The organism is Serratia nevei (genome assembly GCF_037948395.1).
GTDB classification, from domain to species: Bacteria; Pseudomonadota; Gammaproteobacteria; order Enterobacterales; family Enterobacteriaceae; genus Serratia; species Serratia nevei.
This window is the reverse complement of sequence record NZ_CP149940.1, coordinates 531,984-551,766: the sequence shown is the minus strand read 5'-3', so window position 1 is coordinate 551,766 and position 19,783 is coordinate 531,984. Positions and strand designations below refer to the sequence as shown.

Here is a 19,783-nt window from a genome sequence, read left to right as displayed (position 1 = left end):
ACCGCGCCCTGCTTATCAGGATTCGCCGCCCGGCTTGGGCGGCGGGTAGTCGTAATCCAGCCGCAGCGGTTCGGCGTAGACGCTATTCCACAGCTGTTGGTACAGCTGGTCCAACCGCCCGCTCATCGCCGCACTGTGCATCACCAGCTCCAGATTGCGCGAGTTGTCCAGATAGCCGCCGGTCCAGTTGCTGGTGCCCACCCAGGCAATCTCATCGTCGATGGTCATCAGCTTGCTGTGGATCACGCGGGCAAACGGAATGAAGCCGCTGCTGGCCGGTGGTATGGTCACCACTTTGATCTGCACGTTCGGCACCAGCGCCAGGCTCTTCAGCCAGGCGATATCCGGCTTTTTGGTGTTCCAGTTGGCCACCATCAGCTCGATCTGCACCCCGCGCGCCGCCGCGCTGCGCAGCGCGTTGTCGATCACCGCGTAGAAGGGGCGGCTGCGTTCGGGGCCGAACGACAGCGGCGCGTAATCCATCACCTGCACCCGCACCCGCCGCTTGGCGCCGGCCAGCAAGCGCGGCAGCTCGGCCTGCGAATCAATCACCCCCGCCGGGTTGTAGGCGCGCGGGCTGGCCACCAGATAGTTGCCCTGCGTCGGCGCCGTCATCGGCGAATCGGGCAGCGGCGGCACCGGTTTATCCTGCGCCAGCAGCGCCTGCGCCTGCCAATCTTGCTCGAAGATCGCCTGGATCTGCCCCACCACCTTGGCGTCGCTGATGCGCAGCCCGGTTTCGTGAATATGCTCCAGCGCGCGCCAGTCGAAGTTCTGGCTGCCGACGAACGCCTGCTCGCCGTCCACCAGCAGATACTTGGCGTGCAGGATGCCGCCGCTCAGCTTCTGGTAAGGAATAATGCGCAGCTCCAGATTGGGGATCGCCTTCAGCTGTTCCAGCGTCTCGGCGGTAGAAATGCGAATGCCCTTATCTTCCACCAAAAAGCGGATTTTCACCCCGCGTTCGCCGGCCGCCTTCAGGTGCTGCAGCACGCCATCCAGCAGCGAACCGTCCTGATTCGCCACGTAGAACTGCCCCAAATCGATGCGGGTTTTCGCCGCGTCGAACATCTCGCGCCACACCTCGGCGGTGTTGCGCAGGTCGTCGGCCTGCAGCGCGGTTTCCACCGGTGCGGTGTACACCAGCTCATAGCCGGGAATCGCAAAACGCGCCGCAGCGCTCTGGCTCAACATCAACAAACAACCGCCCCACAATGCCGTATAAAGGCGGCCGAGCGGCCGCCGTACTGGATAGCCATTAGGCATAGCGCGGCGCTCCGCTGTCAACCCATTGTTCGCCGCTGCCGCTCTCCGGGCGGCTGGCCGGTTGGCCGGCGCGGATCAACAGCACCTTCAGCAGTTCGTTGATGCGCTCCATGCGGCTCTGCAGGAAGTTGTTGGCCACCAGGCACAGCAGCGCGATGGCGATGCCGAGGCCGGTGGCGTACAGCGCGGTGCCCATCCCGGCCGACACCAGGCTCGGCTCGGACACCCCCGAGGCGGCCAGCGCCTTGAAGGTTTCGATGATCCCCATCACCGTGCCCAGCAGCCCCAGCAGCGGCGCGGCGGTGACCACGGTTTCCAGCAGCCACAGGCCGCGCGCCATCGGTGGCTTGCTCAGCAGGTACTGGGCGTCGATCAGATCGCCGATCGCCTCGCGGTCGCCGGCGCGGTGCTTCTGCGCCAATACCGGCGCGATCACCGCCATCGGCAGGCTGTTACGCTGGGTCAGCTCGTCCGGCAGATCGGCGGCGCGGCGTACGTCCGGCGTCAGCGCCTGCTCCAGCCGGCGCGCCTGGCGCTGGGTATAGGCGAAGTACAGCGTGCGTTCGATGATGATCACCAGCGCGATCGCCAGCGCGGCGTACATCACGTAGAAAATAATGTCGTGCAACAGATTGGCGTCCATACAGGGCTCCTCTTTCCCGCCGCCCGGCAGGCGGCGGGGTATTCAGTTAAAAGGTGGCTTCCAGCGAGACGCTGAAGGTGCGTTCTTCGCCGACGTTGTAATACGGCGTGCTGGCTTTCACGCCGCCGTAAGGTGCCGCGTTGAAGGTGGTGGTGCGCACCGAGGTCAGGTATTCCTTGTCAAACAGGTTGCTGATGCCAAAGCGCAGCGCAGCGCTTTTGACGATTTTCTTGTCCACCGGCAGATGCACCCCCGCCGCCAGATCGAACACCGTGCGGCCGCCGATCTTCTCGTCGTTGGTCAGATCGCCGTAGAACGAACTGACGTACTTGCCGCTGACGCTGCCGTAATACAGCCCGTCGTCATAACCCAGCGTCATGTTCAGCAGATTTTTCGGCACGTTCGGCACCTCTTTGCCGGAGGTCGGCAGCGGCAGCCCGCCGTTGCTGACAATGTCGCTCTTCTGCTTCGACTCGGTGTAGGTATAAGAGGTGTAGTAGTTGAAGTTATGCGGCAGTTGGCCGCTCCACTCCAGCTCCAGCCCTTTGTTCTCCACGTTGCCGATGTTCATCATCTCGTAGTCGCCGGCCGAGTTGGTGGTGGAGATTTGGCGATCGCTGTAACGCATGTAGAACAGCGTGGCGCTCAGCAGCATGTCTTCCTGCTGGAAACGCCAGCCCAGTTCGTGGTTCCAGCTCAGTTCCGGCTTGGTGCTGAGCGAGTCGCCGACGTTGTACAGCACGTAGTTTGGCGGCGTGCGCATGTTGCGCGTCAGGTTGTAGAACACCTGGTTTTCCTGGTTCACCTTGTAACTGGCGCTGAAGTTCGGCAGGAATTCATGATAGGTGGCTTTGCGCTTCTCCGGCACGTTGTACAGGCTGCCGCGGTTGTCCCCTTTGCGCTCCACGTACTGATAGGCCAGGCCGCCGACGAAGGTCCAGTCCGGCGTGGCGAACCAGGTGTCCTGCAGCCACACCTTCTGCGCCGGGGTGATGGTGTACTGGTTGCGCCCCTGAACGGTGTTGCCGTTGGCGTCCTTCACCTGATCGGATCCGCCCGGCTGGCCCCAAATCTGCGACGGGTTGCCGTCGCCCTTGATGCTGATGAACGGCTGAGTCTGCAGCTGGCGCGCGCGCTCATACCAGTAGCCGACGTCCAGGCTGTGCTGCTCGTTGATGTCCCACTTCAGCTTGGTGGTGATGCCCGGCCGCCAGGTTTGGGTCCACGACGGGCGGTAGTAGGTGTTGGATTTCAGGTTGCTGAGATCGTACTGCCCGGCCTTGCTGGAGGTGTTGGACAACACCGACGCCGTCTGGCCGTTGAAGCTGCCGCCGTTGCCCCAGTAGTAATACGGCTGCAGGGTCAGCGACAGGTTATCGCGCAGCTGCAGCTTCTGGGTGAACGACAGCGTGAAGTTTTCGAACGGGTTGCGTTCAATCTTGTAATACTTGTTCAACTGCCCTTTGTTGTTGTACTCCGGCGTGGTGACGTAGTCGGTGTCACGGCCGTCGTTTTGGAACTGCGCCTTGCTCAGAGTGTTGTAGTTGGTGTTGTTCTGGCGGTTGTACTTCATCACCAGATTGCTGCTGTTGCCGTTGCCGTCTTCATACAGCGAGTTCATCTCGAACTTGTCGGAGTACAGTCGCCCTTCGCCGCGCCACTTCTTCGCTTCGGTGTGCGAATAGGAGAGCCAGTTACTGAAGCCGTTGTACTCGCCGGTGTCCAGGCGGGCGAAGGTTTTGCTCAGGCTGTTGCTGCCCAGCGTCTGCTTGACGAAACCGCCGAAGTCTTTCGCCGGGCGGCGCGTCACCAGGCCGATGTTGCCGCCGCTGGAGCCGATGTGCGGGCCGTCCGCTTCGGAAGACCCCTGGGTGACGAACACCTCCTCCAGGTTTTCCGCATCGCCCAGCAGGTTCGGGTATACCGCGTAGTTGCCGGAGTCGTTGATCGGAATGCCGTCCATCGACAGGCCGATCTGATCCGAGTTCATGCCGCGCATGGTGTAGTCCACGCCGCTCAGGCCGCTGGCGTCGTTGCTGTTGACGTTCAGGCCCGGCGTGTATTTCAGCTTGTCGATGGCGTTGGCCGCCGACGGCATTTTGTCCATCGCCTCTTTGGTGACGGTGGAGCGCGCCTTGGCGCTGTCATCCTGCACCATCATGCCGCCGCCGAGCGACTGCCCCTTGACGCTGATGGTGCCAACATCGGTGGCGTCGGCCGCCAGCGCGGCACCCGGCAGCATCGCCGACATCACCGCCAGATAGATCCCAGAACGATTAAACGATTTCATTGTGTGCATCCCATAAAAATCAAACGATTAACCCTTGCGCTAAGGCGCCTGATAATTGAACGTTGCGGTAAATCTTTTGGTTGTTTGCCCGGCGAACGCCTCGCTCGGGAACGGCTTCACTGAACTGATGCTTTGCAGGCTGCTCATCGCCGCGCGGTTCAGCAGCATGCTGGCGGCTTTGTTGGCGATGCCGGAAGAGAGCACCCGCCCGCTGCGATCGACCTCCAGCCACACTTCGACGTTGCCCTGCGGGCGCTCGAGCGAGGCCTGGCGCCCGCTCGGGTAGCGCTTGCGCTGTTCCAGCTCGCGGCGCAAGGCCAGCAGATAGCCGTTTTCAATCGCCTGCGCGTTCACCTTCGGCGCCGCCGGGGCGGCCGGTGCGGGCTGCGCCGCCGGTTTGCTCACCAGCGCGCGCGGGGCGGCAGGCGCCGGCGTCGCTTTAGGCTTCTCTACCGGTTTGGCTTTCTCCTTCACCGGTTTGGGTTTGGGCTTCGGCTGCGGTTTCGGCACCGGCTTGGCTTCCACGATCGGTTCCGGCGCCGGCACGACCGGTTCGGGGATCGGCTCCGGCTCGGGCGGCGGCGGTTCGGGCTGGGGTTCCGGCGGCGTTTCCGGTTGGGGTTCCGGCGCCGGTTCAGGCTCCACCAGCGCCAGTTCGATGGCGGTTTCGTCGTAGCGCGGCTGGATCTTCAGCGCCGCCTGCTGGCTGGCGAACAGCAGGCAACCGGCGACAATCAGCGCCGGCAGCCAGCTGAAAAGATGACGTGAGCGATAGAGCAGATACATGTCACAGCTTCCGTGTCGCGATGGAGACGGAGAGGAAACCGCCCTGGCGCAGGTTGTCCATGACCGCCACCAGCCGCTCGACCGCCACGCCCTTGTCGCTGTTGACGATGATGGTGGTGGTCTGGTTGGCCTGCTGCTGTTGCTTCAGCGTGTTGACCAACGCGTCGAGCGCAATCGGCTGGCCATCCAGCTGCAGCTGCTCGTCAGCCCCCAGCGTGACGATCGCTTTTTTCTGCGGTTTCAGCTGCTGCGCGCTGCCGGCAGACGGCAGCTGCGTTTTCAGCCCGAGCGCCGGAATGACGTTCAGGCTGATCAAGACGAAAAACACCAATAAAAACATCATCACGTCGATCATCGGGATCAGCTCGATGTGCGCTTTATTCTTTTTCGGTTCGTTCCAGTTACGCATGACACTCCCTCCCAAAAGCGAAGCAGCCAATATAGGAGGGGTTTGTTTACCTTTTGTTACGCTTGTGTGATCTTATTTTCACAGTGTGGATTTTTTGCGAGAATTCTTTCAATGACGGGAGGCGAGCGCGGAGATATAACCCATTAATTAGCTATAGTTTTTAATGGAATAATCACAGGGCGGACGTACTCTCCTCACCGGTGACAGGGCCTGAAATGTGAAAATAGTGACAGCCACGGCGGGCCCACGGCAACGACAAGAAGAAATCGCCGCAGCCCGTCCGCAATAAGGGCATGATGGGGTTTCCAGTGATATCGCCTTTTTTAACCAAGAACATTCTCAACCCCTGTCATAAAAATATCGACAGAAAATAAATAGTCGCATATATAACCAAACAATATTCCTCATTGGATATATTATTGCCAACAGATTATCAGCTGTTATATTTTTAAAGTGGAATAGCGCCACAGCGTTATTCTCGGTATTAATTAACCCCACTAAGTCACCCTTTTATTTATAAGGATTGTATATGAAAGTACTTAGTCAATATGAAGAGCAGTACGTTAGCGGTGGCGATCTGAACGCGGCCTGGGATGGGTTGCTGGACGGCGCCATGACCGGCGCGCTGATTGCAGGCAAATCCGCAGGGGCCGGCGGCTTTATTGCCGGCGCCGTCGGCCAACTGGTCGGTACCATCATCGGCGGCGTCGCAGGCGGTGTGGGGCTGGGGCTATATGGCCTGACCCATACGCAGCAGGAAGTGGCGGACTACGCAAAACATTTCCGCGAAACTATCGGCTCCACCTCGACCTCGGTCGGCGGCAGCCTGTAAGCACGAATAGATAGTCACCCCCGCGGTGGCTATTTATTTTATTGCCGCCCTCCCCCTACGCCGCCCGCTGAACGCTGAACGCTTGACCATTATCGCATCCCGGTATTCTTTCAAACCTGCGGCTATCGCGTCGGTATTTAATTGCGAAACCATCCACGGGCTGAAACCAAAAGGCGTTAATTTTACCGCCGCCATTAAATGATTGAGCTCGACCCAGGCATAATCCGCGACCTCATCCGGATTGCGATGGAGCGCGCCTTTTATTTGCGCGGCAAATACCGGGCAAACTTCATTTTCCATTACACCGGACGCATCGGTAGCCTGATAGCTGAAAGCTTCGCTCAGCAACATTATCTGCTCCACCTCCGTGCCCAGTTCAACCTGGGCACGGCGCATCACCGCCTGTGCCAGCGCCTCTTGCGGCAGGGGATGGCCGCAAAAGGAATTGGTCCAAACCCCCGGCCAGGCGGTTTTACTCAACGCACGTCTTGTGGCCAGCACGTTGCCCTCTGGGGTAAAGAGGTAGCATGAAAAGGCCAAATGCAGCGGCGTATGATGCGTGTGCACCTGATTTTTCGGCATCGTTCCGCAAGGCTGCCAGGCGGCATCGAGCAAAACGACGTCTTCGTTATTCATCATAGCGATTTCCATCAAAAGACGGGCTCTTGCCCGTCTTTGGGTTCATTTCGTCAAAAGAGGAGGAATGGCCGGCACTTCCGGCGCATTATCGATATCCTGCTGAGTCATGCGAAACTCAGGCGGATAATGCTCCCGTTCCGTTCTGCGGGCGGGTTCGGTATTCCGCCAGGTATAAAGACAGTGCTGGCACTGGTATACCGTCCATACGCCCTTGACCGGTGAATGCGCCATGACGTCTATCTGTTTATCGGCACAACGAGGACAAATCATAGGAGCTCCTTAAGGACGGTTAGCCAACATGGCGGTTAATTTATCCACCCACAGGGCGGTCTCAGGTAAATCCTTGACCGGCTGACTGTAGTGGCCACGCGCATCCGGAGCCACCGGCGTTGTCGCGTCGATGATCAACTTGTCGGTAATCCCCGCGGGGCTGGAGCCGGGATCCAGTTCCAGCACGGACATGTTCGGCAATTGCACCAGATCGCCGGCCGGATTGACCTTGGCGGACAGCGCCCACATGACCTGCGGCAGATTGAAGGGATCGACATCCTCATCGACCATGATCACCATTTTCACATAGCCCAATCCGTGCGGCGTGGTCATTGCCCGCATCCCCACCGCGCGCGCGAAGCCGCCGTAACGCTTTTTGGTGGAAATGATGACGAGCAGCCCGTGGGTATACATCGCATTGACCGCCTGCACTTCCGGAAACTCGGCTTTCAGCTGCTGATACAACGGCACGCAGGTGGCCGGCCCCATCAGATAGTCGATTTCTGTCCAGGGCATGCCCAGATACAGGGATTCAAAAATCGGCCGTGTTCGGTAAGAAACCTTATCGATACGCACCACCGTCATGTTGCGGCCACCGGAATAATGGCCCGTAAATTCGCCGAACGGGCCTTCAATCTCGCGCTTGCGGCCTTCAATCACCCCTTCGATGATCACTTCAGACCCCCACGGCACATCGAAGCCGGTCAAAGGGGCCGTCGCTATCGGATAGGGGCTTTCGCGCAGGGCGCCGGCCATCTCATACTCCGACTGATCGTATTTCAACGGCGTCGCCCCCATCAGCGTAATGATGGGATCGTTGCCCAGCGTAATGGCAATCGGCAGATCCTCTCCGCGCTCTTCGGCTTTATGCAGATGCAGCGCGATGTCGTGCATCGGCACCGGTTGCAAACCCAGCTTGCGTTTGCCCTTCACCTCCATACGGTAAATGCCGACGTTTTGCTTGCCGAAATGAGCGGGATCTTCAGGATCACGGGAAACGATGCAGGCCTTATCCAGATAAAAACCGCCGTCGCCGTCGTTTAGGCGAAACAACGGCAGGATTTCAAACAGATTAATCTCCTCGCCGTTGACCTCATTTTGCGCCCAGGGAGGATTATCGCGGCGCTCTGCAGAGACAGGGAAATGATCCCAGCGGCGAATATACTCATCGATTTGCTGTTTCACCGGCGTGGTCGGCGGCAGGCCCAGCGCGATGGCGTGATTCTGCCATGAGCCGAGGGTGTTCATCACCACATGCGCATGTTCAAAGCCTTTAATGTTCCTGAATGCAATGGCGGGGGCGCCCTCACCGATTCTTCCGGTGGCGTTGGCCGCCGCGGCGATATCCGGTTCCGCCTGCACCTCCTCGGCAATGTCGAGTAATTGCCCGGCCTTATCCAATGCCGCCAAATAACTTCGAAGATCGTCATAAGCCATATTTAACCCTCCTGACTGTAAACCTCTTTTTTTAATCCAGCCCAGCGTTTTGCCCGGCTGTAATCAAGGCCAAACTGGTCCAGAACCCGTGCGACAATATGATCGGTGACGTCATCAATATGAGTGGGATGGTTATAATAAGCGGGCATCGGGGGGACCAATGAAACGCCCAGCTTCGAGAGCGCCAGCATATTTTCCAGGTGGATGGCGCTCAGCGGCGTTTCCCTTGGAACCAACACCAGCTTCCGCCCTTCTTTAATCATGACATCCGCCGCTCGGCCAATAAGCCCCTCGGCATAACCCGCGCGAATTCCCGCCAACGTTTTCATGCTGCAGGGAATAATGATCATGCCATCCATGCGAAATGAACCCGAGGAGATCGTGGCGGCCTGGTCGGCCGCACTGTGTGTGACATCAGCCATCGCCATCACGTCACGTAGGCTGTGCTTTGTTTCAAGTTCAATGGTCTTTTTGGCCCACCGGCTCAAGATCAAATGCGTCTCTATACCTTCGATATCTTTCAGGGCCTGGAGAAGCGCCGTACCGAGCGGTGCCCCGGTAGCACCCGTCATCGCGATCGTTAATCTCATGCCTACCTCGACAAAGTTCGTATACGAACAATATGTCAAATCTAGCCCTGGGATCGGGATAAAACAAGCGGGCAAGATGTAACCGTTCGTAAACGAACGACCTGCCAGGGCAAGTATCTCTTAGCGGTCAGTTTTGTTATATTGATATTATTGCTCGCTTTTTTCCTCTTAAGGAATAAACGTATGAACAGAACGCTGGCCAATACTTTTTTCCATCTCATCCGCGAGTTGCTTCAGGATCATAGTTCTCAATGGCAGAAATCGCTCCCTGAACTCAGTAAACAGCAATATTCCATTCTGGCCACCGTTTCAGAAACTCCGGGTATTGAGCAAGTCGAGTTAATGGAGGCGGCAATCAGCAGTAAAGCCGCGCTGGCTGAATTACTCAGCCGAATGGAAGGGAAAGGTCTGTTAAAGCGTGAAGCAGGCGAGCAGGACAAGCGCCGCCGATTTATTTACCTGACGCCTGCGGGACAGGCGCTGTTCGAAGCCAGCCGCCCAATCGCCGACGCGATTGATAACAGGTACCTTGAACGGGTCAATAAAGAGCAATATGAGTCGGCGCTTTTCGCTTTACAGACGATGGTGGGAAAAAAATAAATTAACCCTCTCGGCAGAGATAAAGATTCAACAGCCATAAAAAAAGACGCCCGCAGGCGTCTTTTTATCGCGTTCACTGAAGCCCGAGGCAATCAGTTCACTTTCACCGGCATACCGGAACGGGCCTTGATCGCCGCGTCCACTTCGCTCTGGTTGACGCCGGCGTCCATCAGCACTTTGCCGACCGGCGCGGAAATGGTCAGCGGCACCGGATCTTTCGATTGCAGCTGCTCTTCGTTGGCCGACAGCGGGTTGTGCACTTCCACGTAGCGCGAGCCGTCCGGCTCGACGGTGGCTTTCATCGGTTCGTTGATGAACTGCACGCGGGTGCCGACCGGCACTTTCTCGAACAGGTACTTGATGTCGTCGGCGCGCAGACGCACGCAGCCGTGGCTCACGCGCAGGCCGATGCCGAAGTTGGCGTTGGTGCCGTGAATGGCATACAGGCGGCCAACATACAGCGCATACAGCCCCATCGGGTTATCCGGGCCGGCCGGGAACACCGCAGGCAGGATTTCACCGTCGGCCGCATATTCGGCGCGCATCTTGGCGGTCGGCGTCCAGGTCGGGCCGTCTTTCTTGCGCTGTACGGTAGTGGTCCAGTTCAGCGGGGTGTCTTTACCCAGCTGGCCGATACCGATCGGCAGCACCACCACGGTGTTAGATCCTTTCGGGTAGTAGTACAGACGCATCTCGGCGCTGTTGATGATGATGCCTTCACGCGGCGCGTCCGGCAGGATCAGCTGCTGCGGGATGGTCAGGGTGCTGCCGGCCTTCGGCAGGAACGGATCCACGCCCGGGTTGGCCTCCAGCATGTTGCTCAGCCCCATCTGATACTGGGCGGCGAAGCTTTCCAGCGGCAGTTTGCTGTCTTCCGGTACGGTGATTTGGATATTCTCGCCCACCAAACGGCTGTCTTTTGGCGGCAGCGGGTAGACGACGGCGAAGGCAGCCTGGCTGAATGCAACCAGTGCCGTAAACAGGGTTAATAACGCGCGAATGCTCATTTTCATCTTCGTGTTGGTCAAGGCCACTGGCGATTATGGGTATCGGTTTCTACGGCCACTTTACCCCATTGCATTTCAGCCGGCAGCCAACGGCGCTGCGGCCTGAAAAACCAGGGGGGATTTGACCGGATGCGCATTATATGTGCACATCAATCAAAGTGTGAACCATTACCGATGTAATATCGCAATTTTTTGTAACCTGACGCGCCACGAAGGCGATTTTTTGCGAGAACCGCCGCCTAACCGGCGGCGGCCAACGCTTCCACCCGCCGAATAGGGATCAGATATTCGCAGCGGATCGCCGCGCCGCCGAGCGGGCAGCTGCCCTCCTGCGCCGGGTAGAAACGCTCAATATCCTGCCCCGGCCGGCGGACGGCGTTCATCTGCGGCATCGCGGTGTCGTACAGCCGCACGATAAAGTTTTGTAACCCTTCCGCCTGCCCTTGATAGGTGAAACGGGCATACTCCCCCTGTTCGATAATCACCCGCTCCCCCATCGCCCCTTCGTCCGGCAGAGCGGCGGTATAGGCCATGCGCGGATTACCCCGGCGTTGCCTGTCGACCTCCAGACTGGTGAGGCCGTATACCACCTCCGGCAGCGCCTGCGGCTGCAGCAGTTGCCGCCAGGCGTGGCGGCGCAGCTCGCACTTGGAGGCCGCCAGCTGCCCCAGCGTAAAGCTGCGGCGCTGGGTGTTGCCCACCAGCTGCATGGCGGGCAGCGTCACGATGTCGGCCTGCGGCAACGGCGTTTCGGTCAGCCGCAGCGGCGGCTGCAGGCCGTAGCTCGACCAATCCTGGCTGCGGCGATAGCTGGCCGGCGGCAGACCGAACTGTTTGCGGAAGCAACGGGTGAAGGTCTGCTGCGAATCAAACTGGTAAGTATCAGCGATGCAGGCCACGCTGGTGCCGGTCAGGCGCAGTTCGCGCGCGGCGGCGGTCAGCCTTCTGCGGCGGGCGTAAGTGCCGAGAATATGGCCGGTATGTTGCTTGAACATCCGCTGCAAATGCCACTTGGAGTAGCCGGACTTGGCGGCAATGTCGTCCAGCGTCAGCGGCTGATCCAGGCTCTGCTCGATCCAGGCCAGCAGCTGTTCAATCACCTGTTGCTGGTGCATGGTATTCCCCTTATTTTAACAATAATGTCTGCGCCAATACCCGCCCTGCGGCTTCATCGGCGGCCACCAGCACCGGATAGCCCCAGAACTTGGCGCCGTATTCGGCGAATTCTTCCGCCGCCGCGCGTTTGGCGTCGTCCGGTTCCAGCATGATCATGCCTTTCACCCACAGCTTCAGCGCCTCACGGTTATCGCGCTTCCACAGCGCGACCTGGGTGCGGGCATCGCGGTCATGTTCTTGTTCTTCATCGCCGACGCTGCGGTCGGTCATCAGGACAAAGGGTTCGGCGCGCGCCAGCAGCGCGCTGAATTCGGCCAGTTCGGCCTGGGTATCGCGCCCGTTTTGGCGCATCCATACCAGCGGAAAATCGGCGGTATCCAATGACATAATCAGTTTCCTCAGGAAATGGTTTAGGACTGGCGCTTACTTTATCGGCACCGGCGCTAGACCACATTGCGCAATCAGGACATAATACTTTTCAATTCCGCCAAATTGAGAATTGTTCTCATGAAAGTACAGATCCCCCGCCACTGTCTGGATATCGATCAGGTGCCGCGCCCGCTGTTTGCCCTGCAAGGTTCGACCCTCGAGCAGGACTGGGAAGTCGAGCCGCACCGCCATCAGAAGGCGCAGCTGATCTACACGGTACGCGGCATGATCCGCTGCGAAGTGGAAAACGGGCTGTGGCTGGTGCCGCCGCAGTGCGCGCTGTGGATGCCGGGCAACGTGTTGCACAACGCTCAGGGCGCCGGCTCCACCGAGGCCTACTGCCTGTTCGTCGATCAACATGCCGCCGCCGGTCTGCCGCAGAACTGCTGCACGCTGTCGGTCTCGCCGCTGCTGCGCGAGCTGCTGCTGCAGGCCAGCACCTTCGAGCCGCTCTACGACGAACAGGGCGCCGAGGGGCGCCTGACGGCGGTATTGCTGGACCAGCTGGCGGCCGCGCCGATCGAGAACCTGCATCTGCCGGTGTCCGACGACGCACGCATTCGGCAGTTGACCGAAGGCATGCTGAGCAGCCCGGCGGACAAATCCACCCTCGGGCAGTGGGCGCAGCGCATCGGCATGAGCGAGCGCTCCCTCAGCCGCACCTTGCAACAGCAGATGGGCATGAGTTTCGGCCACTGGCGGCGCCAGCTGCACGTGATGCTGGCGCTGCAGCGCCTGACGCAGGGCGAGAGCGTACAGACGGTGGCGCTGGATCTGGGCTACGAGAGCGCCAGCGGCTTCGTCACCATGTTCAGAAAGGCGGTAGGCAAACCGCCGGCGCGCTACCTGGCGGAGCGAAACGCCTCTGGAGAGACCCTGGGCGGCGCAATTACCATGTGAAAAAGCCGGCGCAGGCGCCGGCTTGAAGCAGGTGAGAATCAGAAGTCGTAGAACACCGTAATCCAGGTGGAGTCCGGCTCGTTGTCGCTGCTGTTGGCCAGCGTGCGCTCCACATACACCGACAGTCCGTAACCGATGGTGGTGCCCGCGCCGAGGTAAACGTGGTTGGCGTGATACGCCTCGTCACCTTTCAGCCGCAGCGAGTCCGCCGCCACGTAAGGCTGGATCGATTTGAGGAATGGCTTGTCGATATTGAAGGTGTAACCGACGAAGCCTTCCAGCCCGTAGCCGTCACCGGCGAAGAAGTGCGACAGCGTGCGCTGGCGGGTGCTTGGCACATAGTCTTTGTAGTAGCTGGCGGTGCCGACGATGTACCAGTTGTTCGGCTGCCAGGTCAACGCGGTGCCGGACAGCTGCTGGTGATAATCCTTTTCGCTGTACAGATTGTCTTTGATCTTCGCATCGGTATAACTGTAGGCCGCGCTGAAGGTGAAATCTTTCGTCACCTTGTAATCGAAGCCCAACCCGCCCCCGCCCTTGCGGCGATAAATCAGGTTATCCGCGGTGTGCAGATCGTCTTCCGGCAATAAATAGTTGGCATACAGCGTTACCGGCCCAAAATCATTGGTGTACTTGATGCTGTTTTTCGGTTTATTGCCGCCGTCATAATCGCCGGAAATACCGATGCCGGTGCCGCCCGCATGGCCATCGTTATCCCAGACGTCGCTTTTGATGCCGACCACCGAATAATAGATGCCGTATTGATGGCCGTAGGTCAGGGTGCCGTAACGATCGTCTTTGAAACCGGCGTACAGCTGGCGCTGATAGTCGCGCTTGCCGTCTTCGTTATAGTGCCCGTCCCAGCTGAGCGCGTGCGCCAGATCGACGCCCCACTCGTAATAGCCGATGATCGAAGTGTCCTGCGTCAGCGCATAGTCGCCGCTGAAGCGAAAACGCGTGCCGCCGTCGTGGCCGTTTTTGTCATAGCCCGGCTCCGGGCCGTTATTGAAGATCCACTCGGGGCGAATGCTGCCGCCCACTTTTATACTGAGCGGCGCCAGCAACACATTGCTCTGCGGGTTTTTATCCAGAATGGTGATCTCGGCCTGTGCGCCGGCGGATAACGCCGACAGCAAGACGCCGCCAATGAATATTGGCGTTGTATTTTTTCTCATTATTACCCCTGCCCGAAAAAATTATTGTTATAAACACGGTGGTCTTAAGCCACGCAGAAATAATTAACCGATGTGAACAGCGCACGCAAGATATAAAAATTCACGCCATAACCTGTCATTATTTCAGGTTGGATTTAATTTCAGCAAAAACGTGTTCATCTGTAACGCGAAGAAAAATAATGTAATAACCGCAGCACGAAATAAACCAATCCGCACGTTTCACCCAAAATAAACCGGCGTGATTATCCGGGAATAAAAATAGCAAATAACAAATAAATATTATTGCCGCAGGTAAACCGTCACGCAGGGGAATTAACTGATGGCGGGAAATAACGACGGAGCGCGTTGCGCGCTCCGAGAGAGAGAATTCACTACTGTGCCAGCCAACCGCCGTCCATGTTCCAGGCGGCGCCGCGCACCTGCGCCGCCGCATCGCTGCACAGGAACAGCGCCAGCTCGCCGAGCTGCTCTGGCGTGACGAACGCTTGCGAAGGCTGCTTCTCCGCCAACAGCTCATCGCGCGCCCGCTGCGGGTCGGTCCCGGCGGCAATACGTTTGTCGATCTGCTGCTGCACCAGCGGCGTCAGCACCCAGCCGGGGCAAATGGCGTTGCAGGTGACGGGCGTGCGCGCGGTCTCCAGCGCCAGCGTCTTGGTCAGCCCCACCACGCCGTGCTTGGCCGCCACATAGGCCGACTTGTCTTTCGACGCCACCAGCCCGTGCACCGACGCCACGTTGATGATACGCCCCCAGTTGCGTTCGCGCATCCCCGGCAGCGCCAATCGGCAGGTGTGGAACACCGCCGACAGGTTGATGGCGAGGATGGCGTTCCATTTCTCCACCGGGAACTGATCCAGCGGCGCCACGTGCTGAATGCCGGCGTTGTTCACCAAAATGTCCACGCCGCCGAACTCGCGTTCGGCATACTGCATCATGTCCGCTATCTGGCCCGCATCGCCGAGATCGGCGCCGTGATACCCCGGCGCGGCACCCAGCCGCGCGACCTGCGCTTGCGCCTGCTCCACGTCGCCGAAGCCGTTGAGGATCACGCGCGCGCCGGCTGCGGCCAACACAGACGCTATCCCGAGGCCGATGCCGCTGGTCGAGCCGGTCACCAGCGCGGTTTTGCCTTGTACACTCATGGTATCGCTCCTTTAAACAATGCCGGTCAGGTAGAACACGCCGATCACGAACAGCACCGCGGCGCTCTTGATCAGGGTGATGGCGAAGATGCCGCCATAGGCCTGCCGGTGGCTGAGGCCGGTGATCGCCAGCAGGGTGATCACCGCGCCGTTGTGCGGCAAGGTGTCCATGCCGCCGCTGGCCATCGAGGCCACCCGGTGCAGCACCTCCAGCGGAATCTGTGCCGCATGGGCGGCGGCGATAAAGCTGTCGGACATCGCCGCCAGCGCGATGCTCATGCCGCCGGAAGCCGATCCGGTGATGCCGGCCAACAGGGTGACGCTGATCGCTTCGTTCAGCAGCGGGTTGGGGATCGCCGACAGCGCCTGCGACAGTACCAAAAAGCCCGGCAGCGCGGCGATCACCGCGCCGAAGCCGTATTCGGAGGCGGTGTTCATCGCCGCCAGGATCGCGCCGCCGACCGCCGTCTTGCTGCCTTCCGCCAGCCGGCCGCGAATATTGCGAAAGCCGAACACCACCACCAGCAGAATACCCGACACCAGCGCCGCTTCCACCGCCCAGATGGCGGTGATCTTCGCCACGTCGGTGGTGATCGGCTTGGCCAGCCCCGGCAGCGTCAGCTCGTGGTTGGCGCCGTACCACTGCGGGATCCAATGGGTGAAGCCAAGGTTGAATACCCCGACCAAAATCAACGGCAGGATAGCGATCAGCGGGTTCGGCAGGTTGATGTCGTCCGGGGTTTCCGGCTCGTTCAGCAGATCGGTACCGTACCCTTCTCCCTTCAGCTGCGCCTTGCGCCGCTGGCGTTCAAGATACAGCAGACCGACCGCGATGATGAACAGCGAGCCGATCAGCCCCAGCCAGGGCGCGGCCCAGGCATTGGTGCCGAAGAAGCTGGTCGGGATGATGTTTTGGATCTGCGGCGTGCCGGGCAAGGCGTCCATGGTGAAGGAGAAGGCGCCGAGCGCCACGGTGGCCGGGATCAGCCGCTTGGGGATACCGCTCTGGCGGAACAGCTCGGCGGCAAACGGATAGACCGCGAACGCCACCACGAACAGCGACACCCCGCCGTAGGTCAGCAGCGCGCACACCAGCACGATCACCGGAATGGCGTGACGCCGGCCGAGAATGCGGATCGCCGCCGCGACGATCGAACGGGAAAAGCCGGACAGCTCGATCAGCTTGCCGAACACCGCCCCCAGCAGGAACACCGGGAAGTAGAGCTTCACGAAGCCGACCATCTTCTCCATAAACAGCCCGGTGAAAGTCGGCGCCACCGCGCCGGGATCGGTCAACAGCACCGCGCCCAGCGCGGCGATCGGGGCGAACAAAATCACGCTGTAGCCGCGATAGGCGGCCAGCATCAGTAATCCCAGTGCTGCCAGGGCAATCAAAACGCTCATCGGTCACCTCAGTATCGTTGTTATTGTCAGGTACGGAGTGCGAAATTACGGTTTCAGCGCAAAGCGCAGCTGATGCGCCCGTCGCCGTTGAATGCGTTCCCTGCGTGCGTCATCCCAAAGATAAAATCCCCGGCCGCTGCGCTGGCCGGTATCGCCGCGCTGCAGCCGCTGTTCCACCAACGCCATCATCTCGTCGCCGGTCGCCAGTTCAGGGAACAGGTGGCGAGCGATGTCCGCCACCGTCGGCAGCCCGGTCATGTCAGCGGCCTCCAGCGGGCCGACCATGGCGTAGCGCCGCCCCAGCGAGGCGCGCATCACCTGATCCACCACCTCGGCGCTGGCGATGCCGCTGTGGACGATGTGCAGCGCCTCGCGCAGCACCGCAAACTGCAGCCGGTTGCCGACAAACCCCGGCGCGGCGCGCTCCAGCAGCACCGCCTCCAGCGCCATCCCGCCGAGCAGCGCCTGCACCGCCGCCAGATGGCGCGGATCGGTGGCGCGGCCGGGCACGATCTCCACCAGCGGGATCAGGTGCGGCGGGTGCCAGAAGTGGGCGATCAGCAGGCGCTGCGGGTGGGTCATGCGCGCCGCCAGCTCGTCCGGCGGCAGGCCGCTGGTGTTGCTGGCAATCACCGCGTCGTCGGCGATCAGCCCTTCCAACTGCTCATACAGCGCGTGCTTCAGCTCGAGCCGTTCCGGGATCGCCTCAATAAGCAGCCGGGCGCGCGCCACGTCGTTCAGCTCGCCGGTCACGCGCAGGCGCGCCAGCGCCGCGTCGCGCTCAGCGTTATCAAACTGCCCGACGTCGCTCAGCTCGGCCAGAATGCCGCTCGCCACCGCCGGCGCCTCCACCCGCCGCTGCGGATCCGGGTCATACAGCAGCACCTCATGGCCGTGGCGAATAAAGTGGGTGGCGATGCCCACCCCCATCAATCCGGCGCCCAGTACCGCATAATCAGATGACTGCATCGTGCCCTCCTCGGTTGTTTACGGGCGCTCTACCGCCAGCGCCACGCCCTGCCCGCCGCCGATGCACAGCATCGCCAGCCCCTTGTTCACCCCGCGGCGCTGCATTTCGTACAGCAGCGACACCAAAATGCGACAGCCGGACGCGCCGATCGGATGCCCCAGCGCGATCGCCCCGCCGTTGACGTTGACCCGCTCCGCCTCCCAGCCCAGTTCTTTGCCCACCGCCAGCGCCTGCGCGGCGAAGGCTTCATTGGCTTCGATCAGATCGACCTCCTCCAGCCGCCAGCCGGCTTTCTCCAGGCAGCGCCGCGCGGCCGGCGCCGGGCCGATGCCCATGATCGCCGGATCGACGCCCGACGAAGCGTAACCGGCGATGCGCGCCAGCACCGGCAAGCGCAGCGTGGCGGCTTTTTCCGCGCTCATCAGCAGCACCACGGCGGCGCCGTCGTTGAGCGACGAAGCGTTGCCGGCAGTCACCGTGCCTTCCTTGCGAAACGCCGGGCGCAGCCGCGCCAGCGCCTCCAGGCTGGTGTCGCGCGGCTGTTCGTCGTGCCCCACACTCAGCGCCTCACCCTTCGGCTTCGGCACCGTCACCGACGTGATCTCCTGCGCGAAACGCCCGGCCTGCTGCGCCGCCTGCGCCTTCTGCTGCGAGCGCAGCGCGAACCTGTCTTGTTCTTCTCTACTGATGGCGTATTTCTCCGCCAGGTTCTCGGCGGTGATGCCCATGTGATAGTCGTTGAAGGCGTCCCACAGGCCATCGTGGATCACGCTGTCCACCATCTGCGCGTGACCGAGGCGCAGGCCGGCGCGCGCGCCGGCCATCAGGTAAGGCGACTGGCTCATGCTCTCCTGGCCGCCGGCAATCACCGCCTCGGCGTCGCCGCTGCGGATCGCCTGCACCGCCAGATGCACCGCCTTCAAACCGGAGCCGCACACCTTGTTGATGGTCAGCGCCGGCGTCGTAACGGGCAGCCCGGCATTCAGCGCGGTCTGGCGCGCCGGGTTCTGCCCGCAGCCGGCGGTCAGCACCTGGCCGAGGATCACTTCATCAATCTGCTGCGGCGCCACCCCGCTTTGCGCCAGCAGCCCCTGCACCGCCGCCGTGCCCAGTTCCACCGCCGTCAACGGCGCCAGCGCGCCGTGAAAACTGCCGACCGGCGTGCGCGTTGCCGCCACGATCACCACTTCACGTTGTTGCACATTCACCTCCCGATTCAGAAACGCATTTCCGGCACTTGCTCCGGCACGATCAGCCGGCCGGCGGTTTTGGCGACAATCTCCGCCACGCTGACGCCCGGCGCGCGCTCGCGCAGCACGAAGGCGCCGTCTTCAATTTCCAGATAGGCCAGATCGGTCAATACTTTGCGGATGCAGTTGGCGCCGGTCAGCGGCAGCGTGCAGCGCGGCAGCAGCTTGGACTCGCCGCCCTTCGCGGCGTGGGTCATCACCACGATGATGTTCTCCGCCCCCGCCACCAGATCCATCGCACCGCCCATGCCCTTGACCATCTTGCCGGGGATCATCCACGAAGCGATGTTGCCCTCGACGTCCACTTCAAACGCCCCCAGCACGGTCAGATCGACGTGGCCACCGCGGATCATGGCGAACGACTGCGCCGAATCGAAGATCGACGCGCCGAGGCGCGCGGTGACCGTCTGCTTGCCGGCATTGATCATGTCGGCGTCCAGCTGCTGCTCGGTCGGGAACTCGCCCATCCCCAGCAGGCCGTTTTCCGACTGCAGCATCACGTCCATGCCCGCCGGCACATAGTTGGCCACCAGCGTCGGGATGCCGATGCCCAGGTTGACGTAGTAACCGTCCCGCAGCTCTTGCGCCACGCGCTGCGCCATTTGTTCACGGGTAAGCATGCAAATTC

21 protein-coding genes are annotated in these 19,783 nt (G+C 60.8%); 3 read left to right on the top strand and 18 right to left on the bottom strand.

What is annotated here, in order from left to right; all coding sequences use genetic code 11:
* Window positions 1-15: 15 nt before the first annotated feature.
* From V8N38_RS02540 to V8N38_RS02520, 5 genes are read right to left on the bottom strand one after another with little or no spacing between them, the layout of a single operon-like run.
* On the bottom strand, window positions 16-1,266 hold the full coding sequence (locus V8N38_RS02540) for a phospholipase D-like domain-containing protein (RefSeq protein ID WP_147839703.1): 1,251 nt from the start codon (window positions 1,264-1,266) through the stop codon (window positions 16-18).
* Window positions 1,259-1,909: a MotA/TolQ/ExbB proton channel family protein gene (locus tag V8N38_RS02535; protein ID WP_019454931.1), complete on the bottom strand. Its 651-nt coding sequence runs from the start codon at window positions 1,907-1,909 to the stop codon at window positions 1,259-1,261. Before V8N38_RS02535 ends, V8N38_RS02540 begins: the two co-directional genes overlap by 8 nt.
* Window positions 1,910-1,955: 46 nt before the next feature.
* Complete coding sequence (locus tag V8N38_RS02530; protein ID WP_064291107.1) at window positions 1,956-4,199, bottom strand: TonB-dependent receptor family protein; 2,244 nt, start codon at window positions 4,197-4,199, stop codon at window positions 1,956-1,958.
* A gap of 39 nt (window positions 4,200-4,238) precedes the next feature.
* Window positions 4,239-4,985: an energy transducer TonB gene (locus tag V8N38_RS02525; protein ID WP_070915062.1), complete on the bottom strand. Its 747-nt coding sequence runs from the start codon at window positions 4,983-4,985 to the stop codon at window positions 4,239-4,241.
* Window position 4,986: 1 nt separating this feature from the next.
* Window positions 4,987-5,394 (bottom strand): ExbD/TolR family protein, encoded by a 408-nt coding sequence (locus tag V8N38_RS02520; RefSeq protein WP_038878355.1) that lies wholly within the window; start codon window positions 5,392-5,394, stop codon window positions 4,987-4,989.
* A 529-nt stretch (window positions 5,395-5,923) separates the two neighbouring features.
* Here V8N38_RS02520 and V8N38_RS02515 point away from each other — a divergent pair.
* Window positions 5,924-6,226, top strand: a complete 303-nt coding sequence (locus V8N38_RS02515) for a hypothetical protein (protein ID WP_004933246.1) — start codon at window positions 5,924-5,926, stop codon at window positions 6,224-6,226.
* A 33-nt stretch (window positions 6,227-6,259) separates the two neighbouring features.
* Here V8N38_RS02515 and idi read toward each other — a convergent pair whose 3' ends face one another.
* From idi to V8N38_RS02495, 4 genes are read right to left on the bottom strand one after another with little or no spacing between them, the layout of a single operon-like run.
* Window positions 6,260-6,865: an isopentenyl-diphosphate Delta-isomerase gene (gene idi / locus V8N38_RS02510; RefSeq protein WP_147839702.1), complete on the bottom strand. Its 606-nt coding sequence runs from the start codon at window positions 6,863-6,865 to the stop codon at window positions 6,260-6,262.
* Between the two features lie 42 nt (window positions 6,866-6,907).
* Window positions 6,908-7,135 (bottom strand): non-oxidative hydroxyarylic acid decarboxylases subunit D, encoded by a 228-nt coding sequence (locus V8N38_RS02505; RefSeq protein ID WP_072265380.1) that lies wholly within the window; start codon window positions 7,133-7,135, stop codon window positions 6,908-6,910.
* 9 nt (window positions 7,136-7,144) lie between these two features.
* Complete coding sequence (locus tag V8N38_RS02500) at window positions 7,145-8,572, bottom strand: non-oxidative hydroxyarylic acid decarboxylases subunit C (protein ID WP_060440832.1); 1,428 nt, start codon at window positions 8,570-8,572, stop codon at window positions 7,145-7,147.
* Between the two features lie 2 nt (window positions 8,573-8,574).
* Complete coding sequence (locus tag V8N38_RS02495) at window positions 8,575-9,162, bottom strand: non-oxidative hydroxyarylic acid decarboxylases subunit B (protein WP_147839701.1); 588 nt, start codon at window positions 9,160-9,162, stop codon at window positions 8,575-8,577.
* Between the two features lie 183 nt (window positions 9,163-9,345).
* Between V8N38_RS02495 and V8N38_RS02490 the strand changes: the two genes are divergently transcribed.
* Window positions 9,346-9,762 (top strand): MarR family winged helix-turn-helix transcriptional regulator, encoded by a 417-nt coding sequence (locus tag V8N38_RS02490; protein WP_060422158.1) that lies wholly within the window; start codon window positions 9,346-9,348, stop codon window positions 9,760-9,762.
* Between the two features lie 92 nt (window positions 9,763-9,854).
* Here V8N38_RS02490 and V8N38_RS02485 read toward each other — a convergent pair whose 3' ends face one another.
* The 3 genes from V8N38_RS02485 to V8N38_RS02475 all read right to left on the bottom strand — a co-directional run bounded on the left by V8N38_RS02485 (window position 9,855) and on the right by V8N38_RS02475 (window position 12,272).
* Window positions 9,855-10,775 (bottom strand): L,D-transpeptidase family protein, encoded by a 921-nt coding sequence (locus V8N38_RS02485; protein WP_038878352.1) that lies wholly within the window; start codon window positions 10,773-10,775, stop codon window positions 9,855-9,857.
* 233 nt (window positions 10,776-11,008) lie between these two features.
* Entirely contained in the window at window positions 11,009-11,884 is an 876-nt protein-coding gene (locus tag V8N38_RS02480) for a helix-turn-helix domain-containing protein (RefSeq protein WP_060422155.1), read from the bottom strand.
* Window positions 11,885-11,894: 10 nt separating this feature from the next.
* Entirely contained in the window at window positions 11,895-12,272 is a 378-nt protein-coding gene (locus tag V8N38_RS02475) for a hypothetical protein (RefSeq protein WP_049202336.1), read from the bottom strand.
* 120 nt (window positions 12,273-12,392) lie between these two features.
* Here V8N38_RS02475 and V8N38_RS02470 point away from each other — a divergent pair, with 120 nt between their 5' ends.
* Window positions 12,393-13,214 carry an AraC family transcriptional regulator gene (locus tag V8N38_RS02470; RefSeq protein ID WP_019453262.1) on the top strand — a complete coding sequence of 274 codons (822 nt, stop codon included), beginning with the start codon at window positions 12,393-12,395 and terminating at the stop codon, window positions 13,212-13,214.
* Between the two features lie 38 nt (window positions 13,215-13,252).
* Here the strand turns inward: V8N38_RS02470 and V8N38_RS02465 are convergent, their stop codons facing one another.
* From V8N38_RS02465 to V8N38_RS02440, 6 genes are all read right to left on the bottom strand, one after another.
* Window positions 13,253-14,389: a porin gene (locus tag V8N38_RS02465; protein ID WP_038878347.1), complete on the bottom strand. Its 1,137-nt coding sequence runs from the start codon at window positions 14,387-14,389 to the stop codon at window positions 13,253-13,255.
* A 371-nt stretch (window positions 14,390-14,760) separates the two neighbouring features.
* Window positions 14,761-15,531 (bottom strand): 3-hydroxybutyrate dehydrogenase, encoded by a 771-nt coding sequence (locus V8N38_RS02460; protein ID WP_049202335.1) that lies wholly within the window; start codon window positions 15,529-15,531, stop codon window positions 14,761-14,763.
* A gap of 12 nt (window positions 15,532-15,543) precedes the next feature.
* Window positions 15,544-16,935 (bottom strand): GntP family permease, encoded by a 1,392-nt coding sequence (locus V8N38_RS02455; RefSeq protein WP_147839700.1) that lies wholly within the window; start codon window positions 16,933-16,935, stop codon window positions 15,544-15,546.
* Window positions 16,936-16,980: 45 nt separating this feature from the next.
* Entirely contained in the window at window positions 16,981-17,904 is a 924-nt protein-coding gene (locus tag V8N38_RS02450; RefSeq protein WP_060422138.1) for a 3-hydroxyacyl-CoA dehydrogenase family protein, read from the bottom strand.
* An 18-nt stretch (window positions 17,905-17,922) separates the two neighbouring features.
* The gene (locus V8N38_RS02445) at window positions 17,923-19,107 is read right to left on the bottom strand and encodes an acetyl-CoA C-acetyltransferase (RefSeq protein ID WP_060440837.1); all 1,185 of its coding nucleotides are present in this window, start codon (window positions 19,105-19,107) and stop codon (window positions 17,923-17,925) included.
* A 14-nt stretch (window positions 19,108-19,121) separates the two neighbouring features.
* Complete coding sequence (locus V8N38_RS02440) at window positions 19,122-19,775, bottom strand: CoA transferase subunit B (RefSeq protein WP_025305151.1); 654 nt, start codon at window positions 19,773-19,775, stop codon at window positions 19,122-19,124.
* Window positions 19,776-19,783: the final 8 nt, after the last annotated feature.

Coding starts and splice junctions, on each gene's coding strand:
- V8N38_RS02540 (WP_147839703.1), bottom strand. CDS start 1,266: ATGCCTAATGGCTATCCAGTACGGCGGCCGCTCGGCCGCCTTTATACG.
- V8N38_RS02535 (WP_019454931.1), bottom strand. CDS start 1,909: ATGGACGCCAATCTGTTGCACGACATTATTTTCTACGTGATGTACGCC.
- V8N38_RS02530 (WP_064291107.1), bottom strand. CDS start 4,199: ATGAAATCGTTTAATCGTTCTGGGATCTATCTGGCGGTGATGTCGGCG.
- V8N38_RS02525 (WP_070915062.1), bottom strand. CDS start 4,985: ATGTATCTGCTCTATCGCTCACGTCATCTTTTCAGCTGGCTGCCGGCG.
- V8N38_RS02520 (WP_038878355.1), bottom strand. CDS start 5,394: ATGCGTAACTGGAACGAACCGAAAAAGAATAAAGCGCACATCGAGCTG.
- V8N38_RS02515 (WP_004933246.1), top strand. CDS start 5,924: ATGAAAGTACTTAGTCAATATGAAGAGCAGTACGTTAGCGGTGGCGAT.
- idi (WP_147839702.1), bottom strand. CDS start 6,865: ATGATGAATAACGAAGACGTCGTTTTGCTCGATGCCGCCTGGCAGCCT.
- V8N38_RS02505 (WP_072265380.1), bottom strand. CDS start 7,135: ATGATTTGTCCTCGTTGTGCCGATAAACAGATAGACGTCATGGCGCAT.
- V8N38_RS02500 (WP_060440832.1), bottom strand. CDS start 8,572: ATGGCTTATGACGATCTTCGAAGTTATTTGGCGGCATTGGATAAGGCC.
- V8N38_RS02495 (WP_147839701.1), bottom strand. CDS start 9,162: ATGAGATTAACGATCGCGATGACGGGTGCTACCGGGGCACCGCTCGGT.
- V8N38_RS02490 (WP_060422158.1), top strand. CDS start 9,346: ATGAACAGAACGCTGGCCAATACTTTTTTCCATCTCATCCGCGAGTTG.
- V8N38_RS02485 (WP_038878352.1), bottom strand. CDS start 10,775: ATGAAAATGAGCATTCGCGCGTTATTAACCCTGTTTACGGCACTGGTT.
- V8N38_RS02480 (WP_060422155.1), bottom strand. CDS start 11,884: ATGCACCAGCAACAGGTGATTGAACAGCTGCTGGCCTGGATCGAGCAG.
- V8N38_RS02475 (WP_049202336.1), bottom strand. CDS start 12,272: ATGTCATTGGATACCGCCGATTTTCCGCTGGTATGGATGCGCCAAAAC.
- V8N38_RS02470 (WP_019453262.1), top strand. CDS start 12,393: ATGAAAGTACAGATCCCCCGCCACTGTCTGGATATCGATCAGGTGCCG.
- V8N38_RS02465 (WP_038878347.1), bottom strand. CDS start 14,389: ATGAGAAAAAATACAACGCCAATATTCATTGGCGGCGTCTTGCTGTCG.
- V8N38_RS02460 (WP_049202335.1), bottom strand. CDS start 15,531: ATGAGTGTACAAGGCAAAACCGCGCTGGTGACCGGCTCGACCAGCGGC.
- V8N38_RS02455 (WP_147839700.1), bottom strand. CDS start 16,935: ATGAGCGTTTTGATTGCCCTGGCAGCACTGGGATTACTGATGCTGGCC.
- V8N38_RS02450 (WP_060422138.1), bottom strand. CDS start 17,904: ATGCAGTCATCTGATTATGCGGTACTGGGCGCCGGATTGATGGGGGTG.
- V8N38_RS02440 (WP_025305151.1), bottom strand. CDS start 19,775: ATGCTTACCCGTGAACAAATGGCGCAGCGCGTGGCGCAAGAGCTGCGG.